This window comes from Streptomyces zhaozhouensis, assembly GCF_900230195.1.
Lineage (GTDB): Bacteria > Actinomycetota > Actinomycetes > Streptomycetales > Streptomycetaceae > Streptomyces > Streptomyces zhaozhouensis.
The window spans coordinates 139,224-157,418 of record NZ_OCNE01000009.1 but is presented as its reverse complement, the minus strand read 5'-3'; the positions used below and the strand labels follow the sequence as shown (position 1 = coordinate 157,418).

Here is an 18,195-nt window from a genome sequence, read left to right as displayed (position 1 = left end):
GCGCCCCTATACGCTCCAGCGCGCGGCACGCCGTCCGAGACCCGCCCCCTCCCGAGGAAACGGGGAGGGAGACGGGCGCGCGGCCGACGGTCAGTCGTCCGAGGGCGCGGAGGGCAGCTTGCTCTGGATCAGGTCCATCACCGCCGGGTCGGTCAGGGTGGTGACGTCGCCCAGTTCGCGGTCCTCCGCGATGTCGCGCAGCAGCCGCCGCATGATCTTGCCGGAACGCGTCTTCGGCAGCTCGTCCACCGCCAGGACGCGCTTCGGCTTGGCGATCGGCCCCAGCTCCTTGGCGACGTGCGCCCGCAGCTCCTCGACCAGCCCCTCCTCCTGCGGAGCGCCGCCCCGCAGGATGACGAACGCGCAGATCGCCTGCGTGGTCTGCGGATCGGTGGCCCCGACGACCGCCGCCTCCGCGATACGGGGATGGCTCACCAGCGCGGACTCCACCTCGGTCGTCGAGATGTTGTGGCCGGAGACCAGCATCACGTCGTCGACCCGGCCCAGCAGCCAGATGTCGCCGTCGGCGTCCTTCTTCGCGCCGTCCCCGGCGAAGTACCGGCCCTCGAAACGGGACCAGTACGTGTCGAGGAACCGCTGGTCGTCGCCCCAGATGGTGCGGAGCATCGACGGCCAGGGCTCGGTCAGCGTCAGATAGCCGCCGGAGCCGTTGGCCACCTCGTTCCCGTCGTCGTCCACCACCGTCGCGCTGATCCCCGGCAGCGGGGTCTGCGCCGAACCCGGCTTCGCCAACGTCACGCCCGGCAGCGGGCTGATCATCATCGCGCCCGTCTCGGTCTGCCACCAGGTGTCGACAACGGGGGTGCGCCCTCCGCCGATGTGCTCCCGGTACCAGACCCACGCCTCCGGGTTGATCGGCTCGCCGACCGAACCGAGCACCCGCAGGCTGGAGAGGTTGAACCCGGCCGGGATCTCGTCGCCCCACTTCATGCAGGTGCGGATCGCGGTGGGCGCGGTGTACAGCAGGGTGACGCCGTACTTCTCGACGATCTCCCACCAGCGGCCCTGGTGCGGGGTGTTGGGGGTGCCCTCGTAGAGCACCTCCGTCGCGCCGTTGGCCAGCGGGCCGTAGACGATGTACGAGTGCCCGGTGACCCAGCCGATGTCGGCGGTGCACCAGTAGACGTCGGTCTCGGGCTTGAGGTCGAAGACCGCGTGGTGGGTGTAGGCGACCTGCGTCAGATAGCCGCCGGTGGTGTGCAGGATGCCCTTGGGCTTACCCGTGGTGCCCGAGGTGTAGAGGATGAAGAGCGGGTGCTCGGCGTCGAACGCCTCCGGCGTGTGCTCCTCCGGCTGCCGGCCCACGGTCTCGTGCCACCACAGGTCCCGGCCCTCGGTCCAGGGGATGTCCTGACCGGTGCGGCGCACCACCAGCACGTTCCGCACGCGGGCGGCGCCGGGGCGGGTCAGGGCCTCGTCCACGGCGGGCTTCAACGCGGAGGGCGCGCCCCTGCGATAGCCCCCGTCGGAGGTGATCACCACGCGGGCGTCCGCGTCCTCGATCCGGGTGGCGAGCGCGTCGGCGGAGAACGCGCCGAAGACCACCGAGTGCGGCGCCCCGATCCGCGCGCAGGCCAGCATCGCGATGACGGCCTCGGGGATCATCGGCATGTAGATGGCCACCCGGTCGCCGGTGGCCACCCCCAACTCGGTCAGCGCGTGCGCCGCCTGGGAGACCTCGCGCTGCAACTCGGCATAGGTGATCGCCCGGGAGTCGCCGGGCTCGCCCTCGAAGTGGATGGCGACCCGGTCCCCGTGGCCGGCCTCGACATGACGGTCGACGCAGTTGTAGGCGACGTTCAACCGGCCGTCGGCGAACCACTTGGCGAAGGGCGGGTTGGACCAGTCCAGGGTCTCGGTGGGCTCCCGCTCCCAGGTCAAGCGGCGAGCCTGCTCCGCCCAGTACCCCAGGCGATCCTCGGCCGCCGCCTCATAGTCGGCGGCGGTCACATTGGCTGCCGCCGCCACCTCGGCCGGGGGCGCGAACCTCCGGGTCTCCGTCATGAGGTTGGCCAGGCTCTCGTTACTCACAACGCCTCCTTGTCCGCCCCGCCACGGTGAGCGGCCGATGTCACCACTGCCGAGGGGTGACGTGGGCGAACGAGGGTCGGCCGGGACCGACGGCCAAGCGCCCGTCGCACATGGCAGTCACCCGCGCGGCGTCAGTTGTGTCCCACGGCACACCTCATCAGTCCCACCCTCCTTTGACAAGGCCATTCGATCTCCGCGCGATGAACGGTCAACCGCTGCGACGAACGGGCTCCGCCGCGCCGTTCACCGGAACGCTCAGCACCTCCTCACCCCCGCGCTCGGGCTCCTCGCCCCCGCGCTCCGGCCGGACGGCGGTGAAGACGGGGGGCCGTCCCTCCTCCCGATCCAGCACATAGATCTGGGCACGCCCGACATGGAAGTACATCCCGCGGAGCCGAAGCGTGCCCTCGGCCAGCCGCTGGGCGACCCACGGGTGCCCGGCGAGGTGGTCCAACTGCTGCACCACGTTGGCCAGGCAGAGCGCCTCCAACTCCGCCTCTTCGGGCCCCTCCCCGCCGCGTGCTCCGCCGCCCGACGTCTCCCCGAAGTGCTCCCCGTCGTCGAGCCGGGCCGACGGCCCCGAGCGCAGCCGCTCCAGGCTGGGCCTGGCGTGGGCGAGCCAGCGGCCGAGCGGCCCGTCGGGCAGCACCCCGCGATCCCGGTCCACCGACCGCAGCGCGCGCATCGCCCCGCATCCCGAGTGCCCGCAGACCGTGAGGGTGCTGACCCCCAGCTCGGTGAGCGCGTACTCGATGGCGGCGCCCACCGAGTCGTCGCCCGAGTCGGTCCCGGGAGGCGGCACCAGATTCCCGATGTTGCGCACGGTGAAGAGGTCGCCGGGGCCGCTTGAGGTGATCATGCTGGTGACCAGACGGGAGTCGGCACAGGTCAGAAAGAGCTGTCCGGGCCGCTGTCCCTCGCGGGCCAGCCGCGCCAGCTCCTCCCGCACCACCGGCGCCGTGGTGCTCTGGAAGGCGCGCAGCCCCCCGAGGAGAAGATCCGGCGAACCGCTCGACGGCGTGGGGATCGGCGCCCCGTCGTGGGTGACGTCCCGGTGGTTGCGCCAGGACTGCCACGGATGGCAGCGGTGCGGCGCGGCGGCGGACGGCGCCGCGCTCCCGGGCAGCCCCAGCCCGGCCGGCAGCTCCACCGTGCCGCCCTGCGCCAGATGGGACGCCCGCCAGTCGTGCAGCGTCTCGAACGCGGCGTGGTCGACGAAGGTGCCCTCCAGCTCGACGACCACTCGCGCCCGCTCCGGCAGCTGCCCGAGCACCCGCGACAGCCTGGGCACGGCGAGAAAGGTCAACTGCCCCCGCACGCGCACCCGGTGCCCGCCGTCCGGCAGCGGCTCCTGGCTGATGCCGGTGTGGGTCAGCCGGTGCAGCGCCACCGCGACCGCGGCCAGGATGCCGATCCCGACGCCCTCCAGCACTCCGAAGACCGTCACACCGACCGCCGTGGCGACGTAGACCGCGACCTCGCGGTGACGGGTCACGCTGCGGATGTGCGTGATGTTGACCATCTGCACGCCGACCACCATCACCAGGGCCGCCAGCGCGCCGAGCGGGATCAGCTCCAGCACCCCCACCAGCAGGCCCGTGGCCACCAGCACCCAGCAACCGTGCAGGACCGTCGAGCGCCGGGAGACCGCGCCCGCCGCCACGTTGGCCGAGCTGCGCACGGCGACACCGGTGACCGGCAGCCCGCCGAGGGAGCCGGAGACCATGTTGGCGACGCCCTGGCCGCGCAGCTCCCGGTCGAGGTCGGCCCTGGGCACCCGCGGCCCGCCGGCCCGCTGTCTGGCCGACGCCAGCTTGTCGACGGCGACCGCGGACAGCAGCGACTCCACACTCGCGACCAGCGTGATCGTCAACACGGCCGCGAACAGCCCGAGCACCGGCCCCTCCGGCATCCGGGGCAGCGCGTGGCTGCTCCAGGACGGCAGGTCGACGCGGGAGACGTCCAGGGAGAGGGACCAGGAGAGGAACGTCGCCAGCACCACGGCCGCGAGCGCCGCCGGCGCCGCCTTGCGCACCAGACCCCCCGCCCGTCCCGGCAGCCGTGGCCAGAGCAGCAGCACCGCCACCACCAGCGCGCCCACCGAGAGGGAGGTCAGCTGGGGGTCGGCCAACTGGCCCGGCAGATCCGCCAGATTGTCCAGGGCGGAGCTCTCCGGGTCCCCGCCCAGCACGATGTGCAGCTGGGAGAGCGCGATCGTGGCGCCGATGCCCGCCAGCATCCCGTGCACGATCGCCGGGCTGACGACCAGCGCGGACCTGGCCACCCGCAGCGCGGAGAGGGCGAGCTGGGTGAGGCCGGCGAGCGCGGTGATGGCGCAGGTGGTGCGCCAGCCGTACTGGTGGATCAGATCGGCCGTGATGACCGTCAGACCCGCGGCCGGGCCGCTGACCTGGAGCGGCGCGCCGCCCAGCAGCCCCACCACGATGCCGCCGACCGCCGCGGCGACGAGCCCCGCCTGGAGCGGCGCGCCCGTGGCCAACGCGATGCCGAGGGAGAGCGGCAGGGCGATCAGAAAGACCGAGACCGAGGCGGAGAGATCCGCGCGGTGGCGAACGAGCGGTGAGCGGGGGCCCGACCCTCCGGCCGCCGAGGAGGGGGCGGCCGAGGAGGACGGCCCGGGCTGGGTCGAATCGGGAGTGGGGGCGCAGGCGGACATCTTCCGTCTCCGTCCGTGAGGGGCGAAAACCCCGGAGTTACAGGAGTTATGGCCTTTCTCAAGGCTTGGTAAATGAAGAGTAATGCGACGCAAAGGTCTGTACGAGGGCCAGACCCCGTTCAGCGGCGCAATTAATCCGAAGGAGGGAAAAAGTCATGGGAACCGCTTGTCATACAAACATCTCTAACGCTGAGAGGAAGAGTTTGGTGCGCTGCCCCGCGAATCGGACGGAGCGGACAAAACCCTGCGTTGGCAACGGGAGGACGCGAGATGGTCACACACACGACGAGACGGACGGCGACCCTGGTGGCCATCGGTGCGCTGGCCCTGGGCATGACAGCCTGCTCGCTGTCGGGAGAAGGGGGCGACGGTGGCGACAAGGGCGAGGAGCGCCACGAGTCCGCCTCGGGCGGCTCCGGCGAGGAGGGCGAGGACGGCGAGGAGGGCTCCGGCGGGGACGACGCCGGCCCCGCGCCCCAGCTCCTCGGCGACGGCTCCACCGCCGACACCGGCCCCCAGCCCCACCAGCCCCCCGACCCCGAGCCGTTGGCGCCCGGCGAGGAGCCGCCGCAATTCGTCGTCTTCTCCTGGGACGGTGCGGGAGAGGACGACAATCAGCTCTTCTCGCGCTTCCGGGAAATCGGCGAGCGATACGACGCCGACATGACCTACTTCCTCTCCGGTATCTATCTCCTGCCGGAGAGTGAGCGCCTCAACTACGAGCCCCCGGGCCGCCAGCCCGGCGCCTCCGACATCGGTTACCTCTCCGACGAGCACATCGCCGCCACCCTGGAACAGGTCCGTCTGGCCTGGACCGAGGGCAACGAGATCGGCACCCACTTCAACGGCCACTTCTGCGGCCCGACCGGCGGCTCCAGCTGGAGCGTCGAGGACTGGATCGACGAGATCGACCAGGCCAAGTGGATGGTGCAGAACTGGCGCACCACCACCGGCCTCACCGACGAGGAACCGCTCCCGTTCGACTACGAGGAGGAGCTGATCGGCGGGCGCGCGCCCTGTCTGGAGGGCCAGGAGAACCTGTTGCCCGCCGCGGCCGAGTCGGGCTTCCGCTACGACTCCAGTGGCAACGCGCTCCAGGTCTGGCCGCGGCAGCGGCACGGGGTCTGGGACATCTCGCTCCAGTCGGTGCCGATGCCGGGACGTTCCTTCGAGACGCTCTCCATGGACTACAACTTCATGGTCAACCAGTCGGGCGAGGGCAGCGGCGACCCCGCGATGTGGCCCACCTGGCAGGCCGAGATGCACGACGGGCTGATGGCCGCGTTCGACCGGGCCAACGAGGGCAACCGCGCGCCGCTGATCATCGGCAACCACTTCAACCAGTGGAACGGCGGCATCTACATGGACGCCGTCGCCGACGTGATCAGCGAGATCTGCCCCAGGGACGGGGTCGAGTGCGTCTCCTTCCGGCAGTTGGTCGACTGGCTGGACGCCCAGGACCCCGAGGTGCTGGAGCGGATGCGCGGGCTCGGCGTCGGTGAGGCGCCGCCCGGCGGCTGGGAGTCCTTCCTGGCCGGCTGACCGCCCGCCGCCGGGGCGCGCTCAGGCCGGCAGTGGGCTGGGCGCCTCCCGCAGCACGAACCCGGGGTCGACCTGCGCCGCCAGGTCGGCCCCGGTCCTGTCGTTGCCCCAGCTCGCGGCGTTCTTCAGGTGGAAGTGCACCATCTGCTGGGTGTAGCGCTCCCAGTCGCGCAGCGGGTAGCCGGCGTCCGCCGCCCGGTGCATGGCGCCCAGCGCCCGCGCGTCGTCCGCGTCCAGCGCGGCGAACGGCCGGCGCTGCCCGCGCTCCATGGCCCGCACCCAGTCCGAGTGGCCGAACGTCACCAGCAGGTCGTCGCCGATCTCCTCGCGCAGGAACGCGACGTCCTCGGGATCCCGCGCCTTGTTCCCGACCACGCGCAGCGCGACCCCGTAGTCCCGCGCGTACTCGCGGTACTGGCGGTACACGGAGACCCCCTTGCGGGTCGGCTCGGCCACCAGGAAGGTCATGTCGAAGCGGGTGAAGAGCCCCGAGGCGAACGAGTCGCTGCCGGCCGTCATGTCCACCACGAGGTACTCGTCGCGCCCGTCCACCAGGTGGTTCAGACACAGCTCGACGGCGCCGGTCTTCGAGTGGTAGCAGGCGACCCCCAGGTCGTCGGCGGTGAACGGGCCGGTGACCAGCAGTCGCGCCGCGCCCTTGTCCAGCGGTACCTCGGTGGCGCAGGCGTCGAAGACCGGGTTCTCCTCGGAGAGCCGCAGCAGCCGTGAACCCGCTCCCGGCGGCGTCGTCTTGATCATGGTCTCGGAGGAGAGGATGCGCGGGTTCTCGCCCCGGAGGTAGTCCTTGATCAACGGCAGCCTGCCGCCGAGTGGCGGGCACGCGGCGGCCTCCTCCTCCGTCAGGCCGAGAGCGACGCCGAGGTGTTGGTTGATGTCCGCGTCCACCGCGGTGACGGGGACGCCGCGCGCCGCGAGATGCCGGACGAACAGCGAGGACAGCGTGGTCTTGCCGCTGCCCCCCTTGCCTACGAAAGCGATCTTCATGTTCAGGAGCGTAGTGGCGTCGGGCGAACACCCGAACACGCGAAGTGGGGAAATCCACTCGAACGAGTCCCCGATGATCGCTGGACCCCGCCTAGGCTTCGGTGCTATGAGCCCCGCTGCACCCACAGAACCGCAGACCGACCCCCTGGCCAGGCTGGCCGAACTGCCCGGCGTTCCGGCCGCCGTGGCCGGCGTGCGGGAGGCGGTGGACGCCGTCTACAAGCATCGCGTGATGCGCCGCCGCAGCCCTGAGGTCTCCTCCGAGGCCGCGCTGCGCGGCGCCCGCGCGTCGGCCGCCCTGGCCGGTGCCGACTGGGCGTTGGAGGAGGTCAGGAGGCGCAGCGACTTCGGCGGCGAACCCGAGGCCAGGACGGTGGGCGCGGCGCTGCGGACCACGGCCGAGGCGACCGAGTCGCTGGGCGTCTGGCGCGGGTCCCCGCTGCGGGTGCTGGCGCGGCTGCACCTGGTCGCGGCGGGTGGCCCGACGGGCGGGGCGGAGGGGGAGCGGATCGGCCGGCCCCGGTTGGCCGGGGAGCCGGTGGACGAGCCGGGGCTCGACGCGCTCCCGCCGGCGCCGGGCGTCGAGGAGGTGGCGGCGCGGCTGGACGCGCTCGCCGGCCTGGTGGTGGCGGGCTCGTCGGCGCCGGCTCTGATCACGGCGTCGGTGGTGCACGGCGAACTGGTCGCGCTGCGTCCGTTCGCCAGCCACAACGGGCTGGTCGCGCGCGCGGCGGCGCGGTTGGTGCTGGTCGGCGGCGGCCTCGACCCGAAGGCGGTCGCCCCGGTCGAGGTCGGCCACGCCGAGCAGGGCGTGGAGAGCTATCTCGCCGCGCTGGACGGCTATCTGGCCGGCACCAGGGCGGGGGTCGCCGGCTGGATCGCGCACTGTGCCCGGGCCGCCGAGCTGGGGGCGCGCGAGTCGGTCGCGGTCTGCGAGGCGCTGCAACGCGGCGCCGCCTGATCCGGGCGGAGCCCGGCGCCGCCCGCGCGCCGGGTCAGGCGGCGCGGCCGGCGGCGCGGCGGCGGTTGGCGTACCACCAGACCAGGCCGCCCGCGGCGGCGGCGGCGACCGCGGCCGTCGCCACCAGCGCGGGACGGGACGGTATGCCCAGCGACACCCGTTGCCGCAGCCGCACCGGCCGTTCGAACGTCAGCACCGGCCACTCGCGCGCCGTCGCCTCCTTGCGCAGCGCGCGGTCGGGGTTGACGGCGTGCGGGTGGCCCACCGACTCCAGCATCGGCAGGTCCGTGACCGAGTCGCTGTAGGCGTAGCAGCGCGCCAGGTCGTATCCCTCGGAGACGGCAAGCTCGGCGATGGCCTCGGCCTTCGTGGGGCCGTAGGCGTAGTAGTCGACCTCGCCGGTGTAGCGGCCGTCGGCCACCACCATCCGGGTCGCCACCACCCGGTCGGCGCCGAGGAGTTCGCCGATCGGCTCGACCAGCTCGGCGCCCGAGGTGCTGACGATCACCACGTCCCGGCCGGCCTCGTGGTGACGTTCGATCAGCGAGGCCGCCTCGTCGTAGATGATCGGATCGATCACCTCGTGCAGCGCCTCCGCGACGATCTCGCGCACCTGCTGTACGTTCCATCCGCGGCAGAGGGCCGAGAGATACTCCCTCATCCGCTCGGTCTGCTCGTGGTCGGCGCCGCCCAGCAGAAAGAGGAACTGGGCGTAGGCGGTGCGCAGCACCGCCCTGCGGTTGATCAGCCCGCCCTGGTAGAACGACCTGCTGAAAGTGACCGTGCTCGACTTCGCGATGACGGTCTTGTCAAGGTCAAAGAACGCGGCGGTGCGGGGCTGCGGCAGGATTTCCACGCCCCGAGCATAAGGGCCCGCCATTCGGCGTACGCTGGGGCGCGTGGGTTTGCCTGAGAAGGCTCTCGGGTACACCATGGAAGTCACGGATCGTTCGCGACCGTGCTAACCCGGCCCGGCTCCTCCCCCCCCGAGTCGGCCGTGGAAGACGACCCCCGCTCTCCCCCCCGGCGGGGGTCGTCGCCTCTCCGAAGGCGCTTCCGGGGGAAACTCCCAGCTCAGAGCCCTGCGTTCGCGTGTTTGCGAAGAGGTGGGAGAGGGGTGTCTCACCCGACCGGCCCCCGGGCGAGGGGGTTCACCCGGGCATCTTTCCCTCTTCGCGCGTGACCGAAGCGCTCACTCTCCGTACTTTTCTGACGGTTGACGCTTGCCGCTGTTCTTTTCCGTTGTCTTTGGGGGGAGTTGGCGCGCGGTGGTCTCCACCAACGGGTGAGGAGGTTTTCCACAGGGGCCTGGTTATCCACAGATTTGCGGTGAGTTCCCCGAGAGGGCCCGGAACGCGTCACGCTGGGTGACGAGAAGTTTCGGAGGGTGCCGACGGGGTCGGCGCCCTGAAGCCAGGGGGCTTTGCCATGACGGAGTGCGCTTCCGTGCTGATCCTCACCGAGGACGAGGAGTTGCTGGACGATCTGCTGCGGCTGTGCGCCGTCGCGGGCGCCGAGGCCGAGGTGGCGCACGGCGCCCCGCCGACGGCCGAGCAGTGGTGGGGCGCGCCGCTGGTGCTGGTCGGCGACGACCGGGCGTTGGGCGCCGGCGAGCGCGCCGGGCCCGGTCGGCGGCCCGGGGTGCTGCTGGTCGGACGGGATCTGGACGACCACCGGGTCTGGGCGCGGGGCGTGGCGCTCGGCGTCGAGCAGGTCCTGCACCTGCCGTGGGACGAGACCCGGCTGGTCGACCGGATCGCCGACGCGGTGGAGGGGCCCGGGCAGCCGACTCTCACCCTCGGTGTGCTGGGCGGCCGGGGCGGGGCCGGCTCCTCGTCGTTGGCCTGCGCGTTGGCGGTGACGGCGGCGCGGGCGGGGCGGCGCAGCGTGCTGGTGGACGCCGACCCGCTCGGAGGCGGCCTCGACGTGCCGTTCGGCGGTGAACGCACGGCGGGCTCCCGCTGGCCGGCGCTGCTCTCCGCTCGGGGTCGGCTCTCGGGGACCGCGCTGGACGAGGCGCTGCCGCTGCTGCACGGGGTGCGCCTGCTCAGCTGGGACCGGGAGGGCGGCATCCGCCTCCCGGTCGAGGCGATGCGCTCGGTCCTCGCCTCGGCCCGCAGGGGCGGCGGAGTGCTGGTGGTCGATCTGCCGCGTGCCGTGGACGAGGCGGCGGCCGAGGCGCTCACCCAGCTCGACCTGGGTCTGCTCGTGGTGCCCGGTGAGTTGCGGGCCATGACGGCCGCAAGGCGTGTCGTGGGCGGCGCCGGGGCGCTGGTGCGCGACCTGCGGCTGGTGGCCAGGATGCGGCCGGGGGACGCGCTGCCGGGGGACGAGCTGGCGCGGATGCTGCGCCTGCCGCTCGCCGGCGAGCTGCCGGACGAGCCGGGGCTCTCGGTCGCCGCCGAGATGGGCGAGCCGCCGGGGGCCGACCCGGGCGGGACACTGGCGGCCTTCTGTACGGCGCTTCTCGACCGCGCCCAGCCGCGTGCGGGGGCCGTCGCGTGACCGGGGCGGAGTACCGCGCCGCGGTCGCCGGCCTCGGCGCGGCCGGTTCCGTCCGGGCCGGGCTCTCTGAGCCGCCCGCGCCCTCTCACCAGCCTTCTTCGTCGCCGTCGTCCGAGCTGCCCGAGCTGTCGGAGCTGTCGGAGCTGCTGGAGAGCGTGCGGCTGCGGCTGGCGGAGGAGGGGGCCGAGCCGACGCCTGGCCGGGTGGCTGCCGCGCTGCGTTCCCAGGGGCTGCTGCTGGGGGACCGGGCGGTGCTGTCGGTGGTGCGCGCGCTGCGTTCTGAGCTGGTCGGCGCCGGCCCGCTCCAGCCGCTGCTGGCCGCGCCGGAGGTCACCGACGTCCTGGTCAACGGCCCGGACGAGGTGTGGGTCGACCGGGGCGGCGGCCTGGAGCGCGCGGACGTGCGCTTCCCCGACGACGCCTCGGTGCGCAGGCTGGCCCAGCGGCTGGCGGCCTCGGCCGGGCGGCGGCTGGACGACGCCCGGCCCTGGGTGGACGCCAGGCTTCCGGACGGCACGCGGATGCACGCCGTGCTGCCGCCGGTGGCCGTGGGCTCGCCCTGCGTCTCGCTGCGGGTGGTGCGCCCTCGGGCGTTCACGCTGGCCGAGTTGTGCCGGGCCGGCACGCTGCCGCCCGGCGGGGAGCGGCTGCTGGGGGCGGTGCTCGCCGCGCGGCTGTCCTTCCTGGTGACGGGCGGCACGGGCTCGGGGAAGAGCACGCTGCTCGCCTCGCTGCTCGGCCTGGTGGGGCCGGGGGAGCGGGTGGTGCTCGTCGAGGACTCGGCGGAGTTGCGGCCGACGCATCCGCACGTGGTGCGGCTGGAGACCCGTCCGGCCAACCAGGAGGGCGCCGGCCGGGTCACCCTGCGAGACCTGGTGCGGCAGGCGTTGCGGATGCGGCCGGACCGGCTGGTCGTCGGGGAGGTGAGGGGCGCGGAGGTCACGGAGCTGCTCTCCGCGTTCAACACGGGCCACGGCGGCTGCGGCACGCTCCACGCCAACGCGGCGGCGGACGTGCCGGCCCGGCTGGAGGCGCTCGGAGGCGCGGCGGGGCTGCCCAGGGCCGCGCTGCACAGCCAGGTGGCGGCCGCGCTGGCGCTGGTGCTGCACCTGGTCAGGGACCGGCGGTCGGGGCGCCGCAGGCTGGCGGAGATCCAGCTGCTGGAGCAGGGGCCCGGCGGCCTGGTGGGGACCGTCCCGGCGGCGCGCTGGGGCCCTGACGGGTTCGTCCACGAGGAGGGGTGGGCGCGGCTGTCCGAGCTCTGCGCGCGCGGAGGAGCCCGATGAGCGCGTCGTGGACGCCCTGGGGGGTGGCGTTCTGCGCCGTCGTCGGGGTGTGGCTGGTCGCCGGGGTCGACCTGCGGGTCGCCCGGGGCCGCGCCCTGGCGCCCGGCGGCGCGGTCCGTCCGGACCGCGCCCGGGCGCGGTGGCGGCCGGATGCCGCGGCGGTGCGGGTCGGGCTGTGCTGCCTCGCCGGCGGTGGGCTGCTCTCTCTGGCGGCGGGCTCCCCCGTCCCCTGGGTGCTCTCGGCGCTGGCCGTCCCGCTGGTCGACCGGGGCTGGCGGCGGCGCCGGGCCGCGGCGGCAGCCCGGCGGCGGCGCGAGGCGGTCGTGGACTTCTGCGTGGCGCTGGCCGGCGAGGTCCAGGCCGGCAGGCCGGCCGTCGCGGCGCTCGCCACGGCCGGGCGGGCCGAGTTGGGCCCGCTGGCGGCGGCGCCGCTGGCCGCCGCGAGATACGGCGGGGACGTGCCGGGCGCGCTGCGCTCGGCGGCGGGGCGGCCGGGGGCCGAGGGGCTCTCCGGGGTCGCCGCCTGCTGGGAGGTGGCCGTGCAGGGCGGTGCCTCGCTGGCCGCCGGTCTGGAGCGGGTGGCGACCGCGCTGCGGGCCGAGCGCGACCAGGACGAGGAGCTGCGCGCCCTGCTCGCGGGCCCGAGGGCCACGGCCAGGGTGCTGGCGGCGCTGCCGCTCGGCGGGCTGGTGCTCGGCTCGACGATGGGGATCGCGCCGCTGCGGGTGCTGTTCGGCACCCCTCTGGGGCTGTGCTGCCTGGCGCTCGGCGTGTTCTTCCAGTGGGCCGGGATGGCGTGGACCGCCGCCCTGGTGCGCTCGGCCGAGGGGGCGGCGCGGTGAGCGCGGAGTGGGTGCGTGGCTGGCTGAGCCTCGCGCTGGCGCTGCTCCTGTTGCCGTTGGCGGCGGGTCAGCTCCGGGCGGCGCTCGGGGAGCGGCGGCGGAGGGCGGCGTTGGGCGGCCGGCCGCGCCGGCGTCGCCGGTGGCCGGCGCGCCGCCGCAGGAGCGGGGCGCCCGATCCGGCGCTGCCGCTGGCCACGGAGCTGCTCGCCGCGTGCCTGGCGGCGGGGGCCGAGCCGGGCGCGGCGGCGGGCGCCGTGGGCGCCTCCGTGCGGGGCCCGGTCGGGGAGGCGCTGCGGCGCGCGGCGGCCGAGCTGCGGCTCGGCGGCGAACCGGCGGTCGTCTGGGGCCGGTTGGCCGTGCTGCCGGGCGCTGACCGGCTGGCCAGGCGGCTGGAGTCGGCGGGCGGCAGCGGCGCGCCGGTGGTGCGGGCGTTCGCGGCCGAGGGCGCGGAGGCGCGGGCGCGGCGCAGACGCACGGCGCAGGCCGGCGCGCGGCGGGCCGCCGTGCTGGTCGCCGGCCCGTTGGGGCTGTGCTTCCTGCCGGCCTTTCTGCTGCTCGGGGTGGCGCCCGTGCTGCTCGGGCTGCTGGCGGAGTGGACATGAGCCGGCTCACCCGCATCCGGCGACCTTCGTGTCGGGACGTGCGGCCGGCGGCCCCCGGCCGGGGCCGGGGCCCGCCGGCGGTCTCCGTCGACGCCCGCCACACGCCTGTCACCTGTCGCGACACCGAGGAGAACAAGCCATGCCTCATCCCACCCCTCCCCGCCACCCCCACCCTCGCCGCCCTCCCCGCCAACCTCCGGGGCCGCGCGGCCCCCTGCGCCCCTGGCACCGGCGAGCGCGCCGTTCCGTGCGTCGGCCCGAAGCCGGGATGAACACGACCGAGTACGCCGTGGGCACCCTCGCCACGGCCGGGTTCGCCGCCGTGCTCTACCAGGTGCTCTCCTCGGATCTGGTGAGGGGTGAGCTGCGTGAGCTGGTTCAGCGGGCGCTCGACGTCCCGCTGTGACGCGGGGTCGGTCACGGTCGAGAGCGCGCTGGCCATCCCCACGTTGATGGTGCTTCTCGGCTTTCTGCTCGGTGCCCTGGGCGTCTTCACGACCCAGGCCCTCTGTCAGGACGCGGCGCGTGGCGCGGCGCGGGCCGCCGCCAGGGGCGAGTCGCGGGAGCAGGTGGTGCGGGTCGCCCGCGAGGTGGCGCCGGGGGACGCGCGGGTCGAGATCAGCCGGGAGGGACAGCTCTACCGGGTCACCGTCTCGGCGCCGTCGCGGATGACGGCGGCGTTCGGGCTCGCGGTCAGCGGTGGGGCGGTGGCCCGTGTCGAGCCGCGTTGAGCGGGGTGACCGGGGCGGCGCCACGGTCTGGGCGGCGCTGGTGGTCGTGGCGCTCTGCGGCGTCTTCGTCGCCGTGGTGACGCTCCACCAGGCGCTGGCCGCCCGGCAGCGTGCCGCCGATGCCGCGGATCTCGCGGCGCTCGCCGCCGCCGACCAGGCGACGGAGGGCCAGCAGCGCGCCTGTGCGGCGGCGCGGCGGGTGGCCGAGGCGCAGGGCGCCAGGCTGATCCGCTGTCACCTCGGTGGTGAGATCGCGGATCTCACCACCGAGGCCACGGCAGGACCACATTCCGCCACCGCTCGGGCGAGGGCGGCGCCCGCCGGTGTGCCCGATCCGGCGACGGCCGGCCGGGCCGGGTCAGCCGCTCGGCCCGCCGCGCAGCAGCTCACCGAGGAGCCGCACGGCGCCGGCCTTGTGCAGGGGCTCGTTGCCGTTGCCGCACTTCGGGGACTGGATGCAGGAGGGACATCCGGTGCGGCACTCGCAGGCCGCGATGGCGTCCCTGGTCGCGGTGAGCCAGCGCGCCGCGGTGTGGAAGGCGCGCTCGGCGAAGCCCGCTCCGCCCGGGTGCCCGTCGTGGACGAAGACGGTCGGCAGCAGCGTGTCGGGGTGCAGCGCGATGGAGACGCCGCCGATGTCCCACCGGTCGCAGGTGGCGAAGAGCGGCAGCATCCCGATCGCGGCGTGCTCGGCGGCGTGCAGCGCCCCGGGCAGGATCTCCGGCGTGACCCGCGCGTCCGTCAGCTGATCCTCGGTCATGGTCCACCACACCGCGCGGGTGCGCAGCGTTCTGGGCGGCAGATCGAGCCGGGTCTCGCCCAGCACCTCGCCGGTCAGCAGCCGCCGCCGGAGATAGGAGACCACCTGGTGGGTGACCTCGACCGACCCGAAGCACAGTCGTGCCTCGCCCCACGCCACCTCGACGTCGGTCTCCAGCACGGCCAGCTCGGCCACCTCCCGGGCGGAGGTGGACCACGGCGGGTTGGACTCCTCGACCAGGGCGACGGAGTCGGCGAGATCGAGCTCCCGGACGACGAAGGTCTGCCCCCGGTGCAGGTGGACGGCGCCCTCGTGGACGGCGGTGTGGGCCGCCTCCGCGTCGACGGTGCCCAGCAGCCGGCCGGTCTCCGCCTCGACGACGCGCACCGGGTCGCCGCCCCTGCCACGGATGTCGACCAGGTCGGCCGGCCGTTCCCTGCGGGTCCAGTACCAGCCGCCGCCACGCCGGCGCAGCAGGCCCCGGTCGGTGAGCCGGGGCAGCAGCTCGGCGGCCGCGGGGTCGAAGAACGCGCCGGCGCCGTCGACGTCCGATGCGGTCAGCGGGGTCTCGGCCGCGGCGGCGCACAGGTGGGGGGCCAGGACGTACGGGTTCCCCGGGTCCAGCACCGTGCTCTCCACCGGCCGCTGGAAGAGTGCCTCCGGATGGTGCACCAGATAGGTGTCCAACGGGTCGTCACGGGCGATCAGCACGGCCAACGCGCCCTGCCGCCGTCTGCCGGCCCGCCCGGCCTGCTGCCAGAGCGAGGCCCTGGTCCCGGGATAGCCGGCCAGCAGCACGGCGTCCAGCCCCGCGACGTCGACGCCCAGCTCCAGCGCCGTGGTGGCGGCCAGCCCCAGCAGTTCGCCGCTGTGCAGGGCCCGTTCCAACTCCCGGCGCTCCTCCGGCAGATAGCCGCCACGGTAGGCGGCGACGCGCCCGGCCAGCGCGCGGTCGGTGGCGGCCAGGCGGTCCTGGGCGATCAGCGAGATCAGCTCGGCGCCGCGCCGGGAGCGTACGAAGGCCACCGTGCGCACGCCACGCCCGGCCAGGTCGGCCAGCAGGTCGGCGGCCTCGGCGGTGGCGGTCCGCCGGGCCGGCGCGCCGCCCTCTCCGCCGGATTCGGTCAGGGGTGGTTCCCACAGGGCGAAGACCAACTCGCCGCGGGGGGAGGAGTCCTCTGTGACCTCTGTCACGGGCACGCCGACCAGCCGGCTCGCCGAGGCGCCCGGCTCGGCGGTGGTCGCCGACGCCAGCAGGAAGACCGGCTCGGCCCCGTAGAGGGCGCAGACACGCCGCAGCCGGCGCAGCACCTGAGCCACGTGTGAGCCGAAGACCCCCCGGTAGACGTGGCACTCGTCGATCACCACATAGCGCAGCGCCCGAAGGAAGGAGGTCCAGCGCCGGTGCCCCGGCAGCAGGCCGGTGTGGAGCATGTCCGGGTTGGTGAGCAGCAGGTTGGCGTGCTCCCTGGCCCAGGCCCGCTCCTCCCTCGGCGTGTCGCCGTCGTAGACCGCGGGCCGCACGGCCGTGCCCAGCGGTCCCGCCAGGGCGCGTATCGCGCGCCACTGGTCGGCGGCCAGGGCCTTGGTCGGCGCCAGGTAGAGCGCGGTCGCGCCCCGCCGGTTGGGTGCCGACGCGCCGTCCAGCAGCGCGTTCAGCACCGGCACCTGGTAGGTCAACGACTTGCCCGAGGCGGTGCCCGTCGACACCACGACCGAGGTGCCGCGCACGGCGTGGTCCACGGCGTCCGCCTGGTGCGCCCAGGGCCGTTCGATGCCGGTGGCGCGCACGGCGTCCAGCACCTCGTGGCGTATGCCATCCGGCCAGTCGGCATGGATCTCATCCTGACCGGGCAGCTGCTCCGTATGAGTGATGCGGCGCGACCGCTCCCCGGGCGCGCTCAGCCGTGCCAGCACCGCCGTCGGAGACTGACGGCGGCCGTCGGTCTCGGAGGCGTTCGGGGGTGGCTGGTTGTGGCGCACAAGGAACGAGTGTGTCACTGGTCCGACGGACAATGGCTGTAAGACGTCGTGCTGGGCATGGGGTAAGTGGTTGAATGCCCTGGCGGCTGCCGATCCAGGGGGGCGACCGCTCGTTAGCAAGGTGCTGGAGGACGATCCGTGGACCTGTCCCTTTCGACCCGAACCGTGGGCGACCGTACGGTCGTCGAGGTCGGCGGCGAGATCGACGTATACACCGCGCCCAAGCTGCGCGAACAGCTTGTGGAGCTGGTCAATGACGGCAACCACCACCTCGTGGTGGACATGGAGCGCGTTGACTTCCTGGACTCCACGGGGCTCGGTGTGCTGGTGGGTGGCCTGAAGCGGGTGCGTGCCCAGGAGGGCTCGCTCCGGCTGGTGTGCAACCAGGAGCGCATTCTGAAGATCTTTCGGATCACGGGCCTGACCAAGGTGTTCCCGATCCACGAGTCCGTCGACGAGGCCATCACGGCCACCGACTGAGACGTGGCGCCCGGTCGCCCGGCAGCAGTTCGAAAGATCATCAGCGACCCGCCCCGGCCACGACGGTCCACGCACCGTCGGCTTCATGGCCGGGGCGGTCTGTCCGTATCACCGAGGGGGTTGGCATGGCCACCGTCGAGCTCCGCTTCAGCGCGTCCCCGGAGCATGTGCGCACCGCCAGGCTGGTCGCCGCCGCGGTCGCCAGAAGGGCCGGGGTCGACGAGTCGGCGCTGGACGAGCTGCGCCTCGCCGTGGGGGAGGCGTGCAGCCGCGCCGTCGGGCTGCACGCGATCCACGGCCTGACGAGCCCGGTGCGGGTCGTGCTCACCGAGGGCGAGAAGTCCTTCTCGATCGAGGTCGGTGACGACGCGCCCAGCACGGTCCCCGCGCCCCGGGAGTCCTCCGCCAGCGAGGCGGCCGAGGACACCGACGAGCTGGGGCTGGCCGTGATCAGCGGCCTCGTGGACGATGTCGAGGTTCTCTCGGCCGCCAACGGCGGGCTGATCCGCATGAGTTGGCCGACCGCCACGCCGACCTTTCCCTGAGCCGTCGGGTCGCCCCGACCGCTCCGCCTCGTCGATCTCCTGGTCGAGGCCCCGTGAGGGGCGTCGACCAGGAGTTTCTCTTTTTCGGCACCGTCTTTCCTGGATCCGTGGCGCCGCTCGTTTTCTTGATCCCTTTTCCTTCCCCGGTGAAAAGGGATCTTCCGCGTGTGTCCTGGAATCTCCTCGTGATGTTTGCCCGTGCGCTCCCTGATGCGAGCGTTCTG

General features: G+C 73.9%; 15 protein-coding genes and 1 pseudogene. 11 read left to right on the top strand and 5 right to left on the bottom strand.

Annotation, left to right across the window (positions count from 1 at the left end):
* Positions 1–90 precede the first annotated feature (90 nt).
* Together acs and CRP51_RS14965 are read right to left on the bottom strand one after the other, a co-directional pair.
* Positions 91–2,052: an acetate--CoA ligase gene (acs, locus tag CRP51_RS14970; protein WP_097231681.1), complete on the bottom strand. Its 1,962-nt coding sequence runs from the start codon at positions 2,050–2,052 to the stop codon at positions 91–93.
* 208 nt (positions 2,053–2,260) lie between these two features.
* Positions 2,261–4,729, bottom strand: coding sequence for a bifunctional SulP family inorganic anion transporter/carbonic anhydrase (locus tag CRP51_RS14965; protein ID WP_097231680.1), 2,469 nt, complete (start codon positions 4,727–4,729; stop codon positions 2,261–2,263).
* 270 nt (positions 4,730–4,999) lie between these two features.
* On the opposite strand from CRP51_RS14965, the gene CRP51_RS14960 reads away from it, so the two are divergent.
* Positions 5,000–6,271, top strand: a complete 1,272-nt coding sequence (locus tag CRP51_RS14960; RefSeq protein ID WP_097231679.1) for a polysaccharide deacetylase family protein — start codon at positions 5,000–5,002, stop codon at positions 6,269–6,271.
* Positions 6,272–6,292: 21 nt separating this feature from the next.
* On the opposite strand, the gene CRP51_RS14955 is transcribed toward CRP51_RS14960, so the two are convergent.
* Positions 6,293–7,276 (bottom strand): ATP-binding protein, encoded by a 984-nt coding sequence (locus CRP51_RS14955; protein ID WP_097231678.1) that lies wholly within the window; start codon positions 7,274–7,276, stop codon positions 6,293–6,295.
* A gap of 106 nt (positions 7,277–7,382) precedes the next feature.
* Between CRP51_RS14955 and CRP51_RS14950 the strand changes: the two genes are divergently transcribed.
* Positions 7,383–8,237: a Fic family protein gene (locus tag CRP51_RS14950; protein WP_097231677.1), complete on the top strand. Its 855-nt coding sequence runs from the start codon at positions 7,383–7,385 to the stop codon at positions 8,235–8,237.
* 34 nt (positions 8,238–8,271) lie between these two features.
* Here CRP51_RS14950 and CRP51_RS14945 read toward each other — a convergent pair whose 3' ends face one another.
* Entirely contained in the window at positions 8,272–9,117 is an 846-nt protein-coding gene (locus CRP51_RS14945; RefSeq protein ID WP_097231676.1) for an HAD family hydrolase, read from the bottom strand.
* 548 nt (positions 9,118–9,665) lie between these two features.
* On the opposite strand from CRP51_RS14945, the gene ssd reads away from it, so the two are divergent.
* The 7 genes and pseudogenes from ssd to CRP51_RS29545 all read left to right on the top strand — a co-directional run.
* Entirely contained in the window at positions 9,666–10,742 is a 1,077-nt protein-coding gene (gene ssd, locus CRP51_RS14940; RefSeq protein ID WP_097231675.1) for a septum site-determining protein Ssd, read from the top strand.
* Between the two features lie 143 nt (positions 10,743–10,885).
* On the top strand, positions 10,886–12,028 hold the full coding sequence (locus CRP51_RS14935; RefSeq protein ID WP_439333169.1) for a TadA family conjugal transfer-associated ATPase: 1,143 nt from the start codon (positions 10,886–10,888) through the stop codon (positions 12,026–12,028).
* Complete coding sequence (locus CRP51_RS14930) at positions 12,025–12,870, top strand: type II secretion system F family protein (RefSeq protein ID WP_097231674.1); 846 nt, start codon at positions 12,025–12,027, stop codon at positions 12,868–12,870. Before CRP51_RS14935 ends, CRP51_RS14930 begins: the two co-directional genes overlap by 4 nt.
* On the top strand, positions 12,867–13,472 hold the full coding sequence (locus CRP51_RS29555; RefSeq protein ID WP_439333166.1) for a type II secretion system F family protein: 606 nt from the start codon (positions 12,867–12,869) through the stop codon (positions 13,470–13,472). Before CRP51_RS14930 ends, CRP51_RS29555 begins: the two co-directional genes overlap by 4 nt.
* A gap of 268 nt (positions 13,473–13,740) precedes the next feature.
* The gene (locus CRP51_RS29550) at positions 13,741–13,878 is read left to right on the top strand and encodes a DUF4244 domain-containing protein (protein ID WP_245880586.1); all 138 of its coding nucleotides are present in this window, start codon (positions 13,741–13,743) and stop codon (positions 13,876–13,878) included.
* Complete coding sequence (locus CRP51_RS14915; protein ID WP_097231671.1) at positions 13,841–14,203, top strand: TadE family type IV pilus minor pilin; 363 nt, start codon at positions 13,841–13,843, stop codon at positions 14,201–14,203. Before CRP51_RS29550 ends, CRP51_RS14915 begins: the two co-directional genes overlap by 38 nt.
* Positions 14,172–14,462 (top strand): annotated as a pseudogene (locus CRP51_RS29545) (Rv3654c family TadE-like protein); the annotation flags it as partial. The gene CRP51_RS14915 and the pseudogene CRP51_RS29545, both read left to right, overlap by 32 nt.
* A 99-nt stretch (positions 14,463–14,561) precedes the next feature.
* On the opposite strand, the gene CRP51_RS14905 reads toward CRP51_RS29545, so the two are convergent.
* Positions 14,562–16,964 carry a DEAD/DEAH box helicase gene (locus CRP51_RS14905; protein ID WP_245880585.1) on the bottom strand — a complete coding sequence of 801 codons (2,403 nt, stop codon included), beginning with the start codon at positions 16,962–16,964 and terminating at the stop codon, positions 14,562–14,564.
* 120 nt (positions 16,965–17,084) lie between these two features.
* Between CRP51_RS14905 and CRP51_RS14900 the strand changes: the two genes are divergently transcribed.
* Positions 17,085–17,426 carry an STAS domain-containing protein gene (locus tag CRP51_RS14900; RefSeq protein ID WP_097231669.1) on the top strand — a complete coding sequence of 114 codons (342 nt, stop codon included), beginning with the start codon at positions 17,085–17,087 and terminating at the stop codon, positions 17,424–17,426.
* Positions 17,427–17,551: 125 nt separating this feature from the next.
* Positions 17,552–17,971 (top strand): ATP-binding protein, encoded by a 420-nt coding sequence (locus CRP51_RS14895; protein WP_097231668.1) that lies wholly within the window; start codon positions 17,552–17,554, stop codon positions 17,969–17,971.
* Positions 17,972–18,195 lie beyond the last annotated feature (224 nt).

What these genes read in the sequence shown, in the direction of transcription:
- CRP51_RS14965 (WP_097231680.1), bottom strand. Translation starts at nt 4,729, where the DNA reads ATGTCCGCCTGCGCCCCCACTCCCGATTCGACCCAGCCCGGGCCGTCC.
- CRP51_RS14950 (WP_097231677.1), top strand. Translation starts at nt 7,383, where the DNA reads ATGAGCCCCGCTGCACCCACAGAACCGCAGACCGACCCCCTGGCCAGG.
- CRP51_RS14945 (WP_097231676.1), bottom strand. Translation starts at nt 9,117, where the DNA reads ATGGCGGGCCCTTATGCTCGGGGCGTGGAAATCCTGCCGCAGCCCCGC.
- CRP51_RS14930 (WP_097231674.1), top strand. Translation starts at nt 12,025, where the DNA reads ATGAGCGCGTCGTGGACGCCCTGGGGGGTGGCGTTCTGCGCCGTCGTC.
- CRP51_RS14895 (WP_097231668.1), top strand. Translation starts at nt 17,552, where the DNA reads ATGGCCACCGTCGAGCTCCGCTTCAGCGCGTCCCCGGAGCATGTGCGC.
- ssd (WP_097231675.1), top strand. Translation starts at nt 9,666, where the DNA reads ATGACGGAGTGCGCTTCCGTGCTGATCCTCACCGAGGACGAGGAGTTG.
- CRP51_RS14960 (WP_097231679.1), top strand. Translation starts at nt 5,000, where the DNA reads ATGGTCACACACACGACGAGACGGACGGCGACCCTGGTGGCCATCGGT.
- CRP51_RS14955 (WP_097231678.1), bottom strand. Translation starts at nt 7,276, where the DNA reads ATGAAGATCGCTTTCGTAGGCAAGGGGGGCAGCGGCAAGACCACGCTG.
- CRP51_RS29550 (WP_245880586.1), top strand. Translation starts at nt 13,741, where the DNA reads ATGAACACGACCGAGTACGCCGTGGGCACCCTCGCCACGGCCGGGTTC.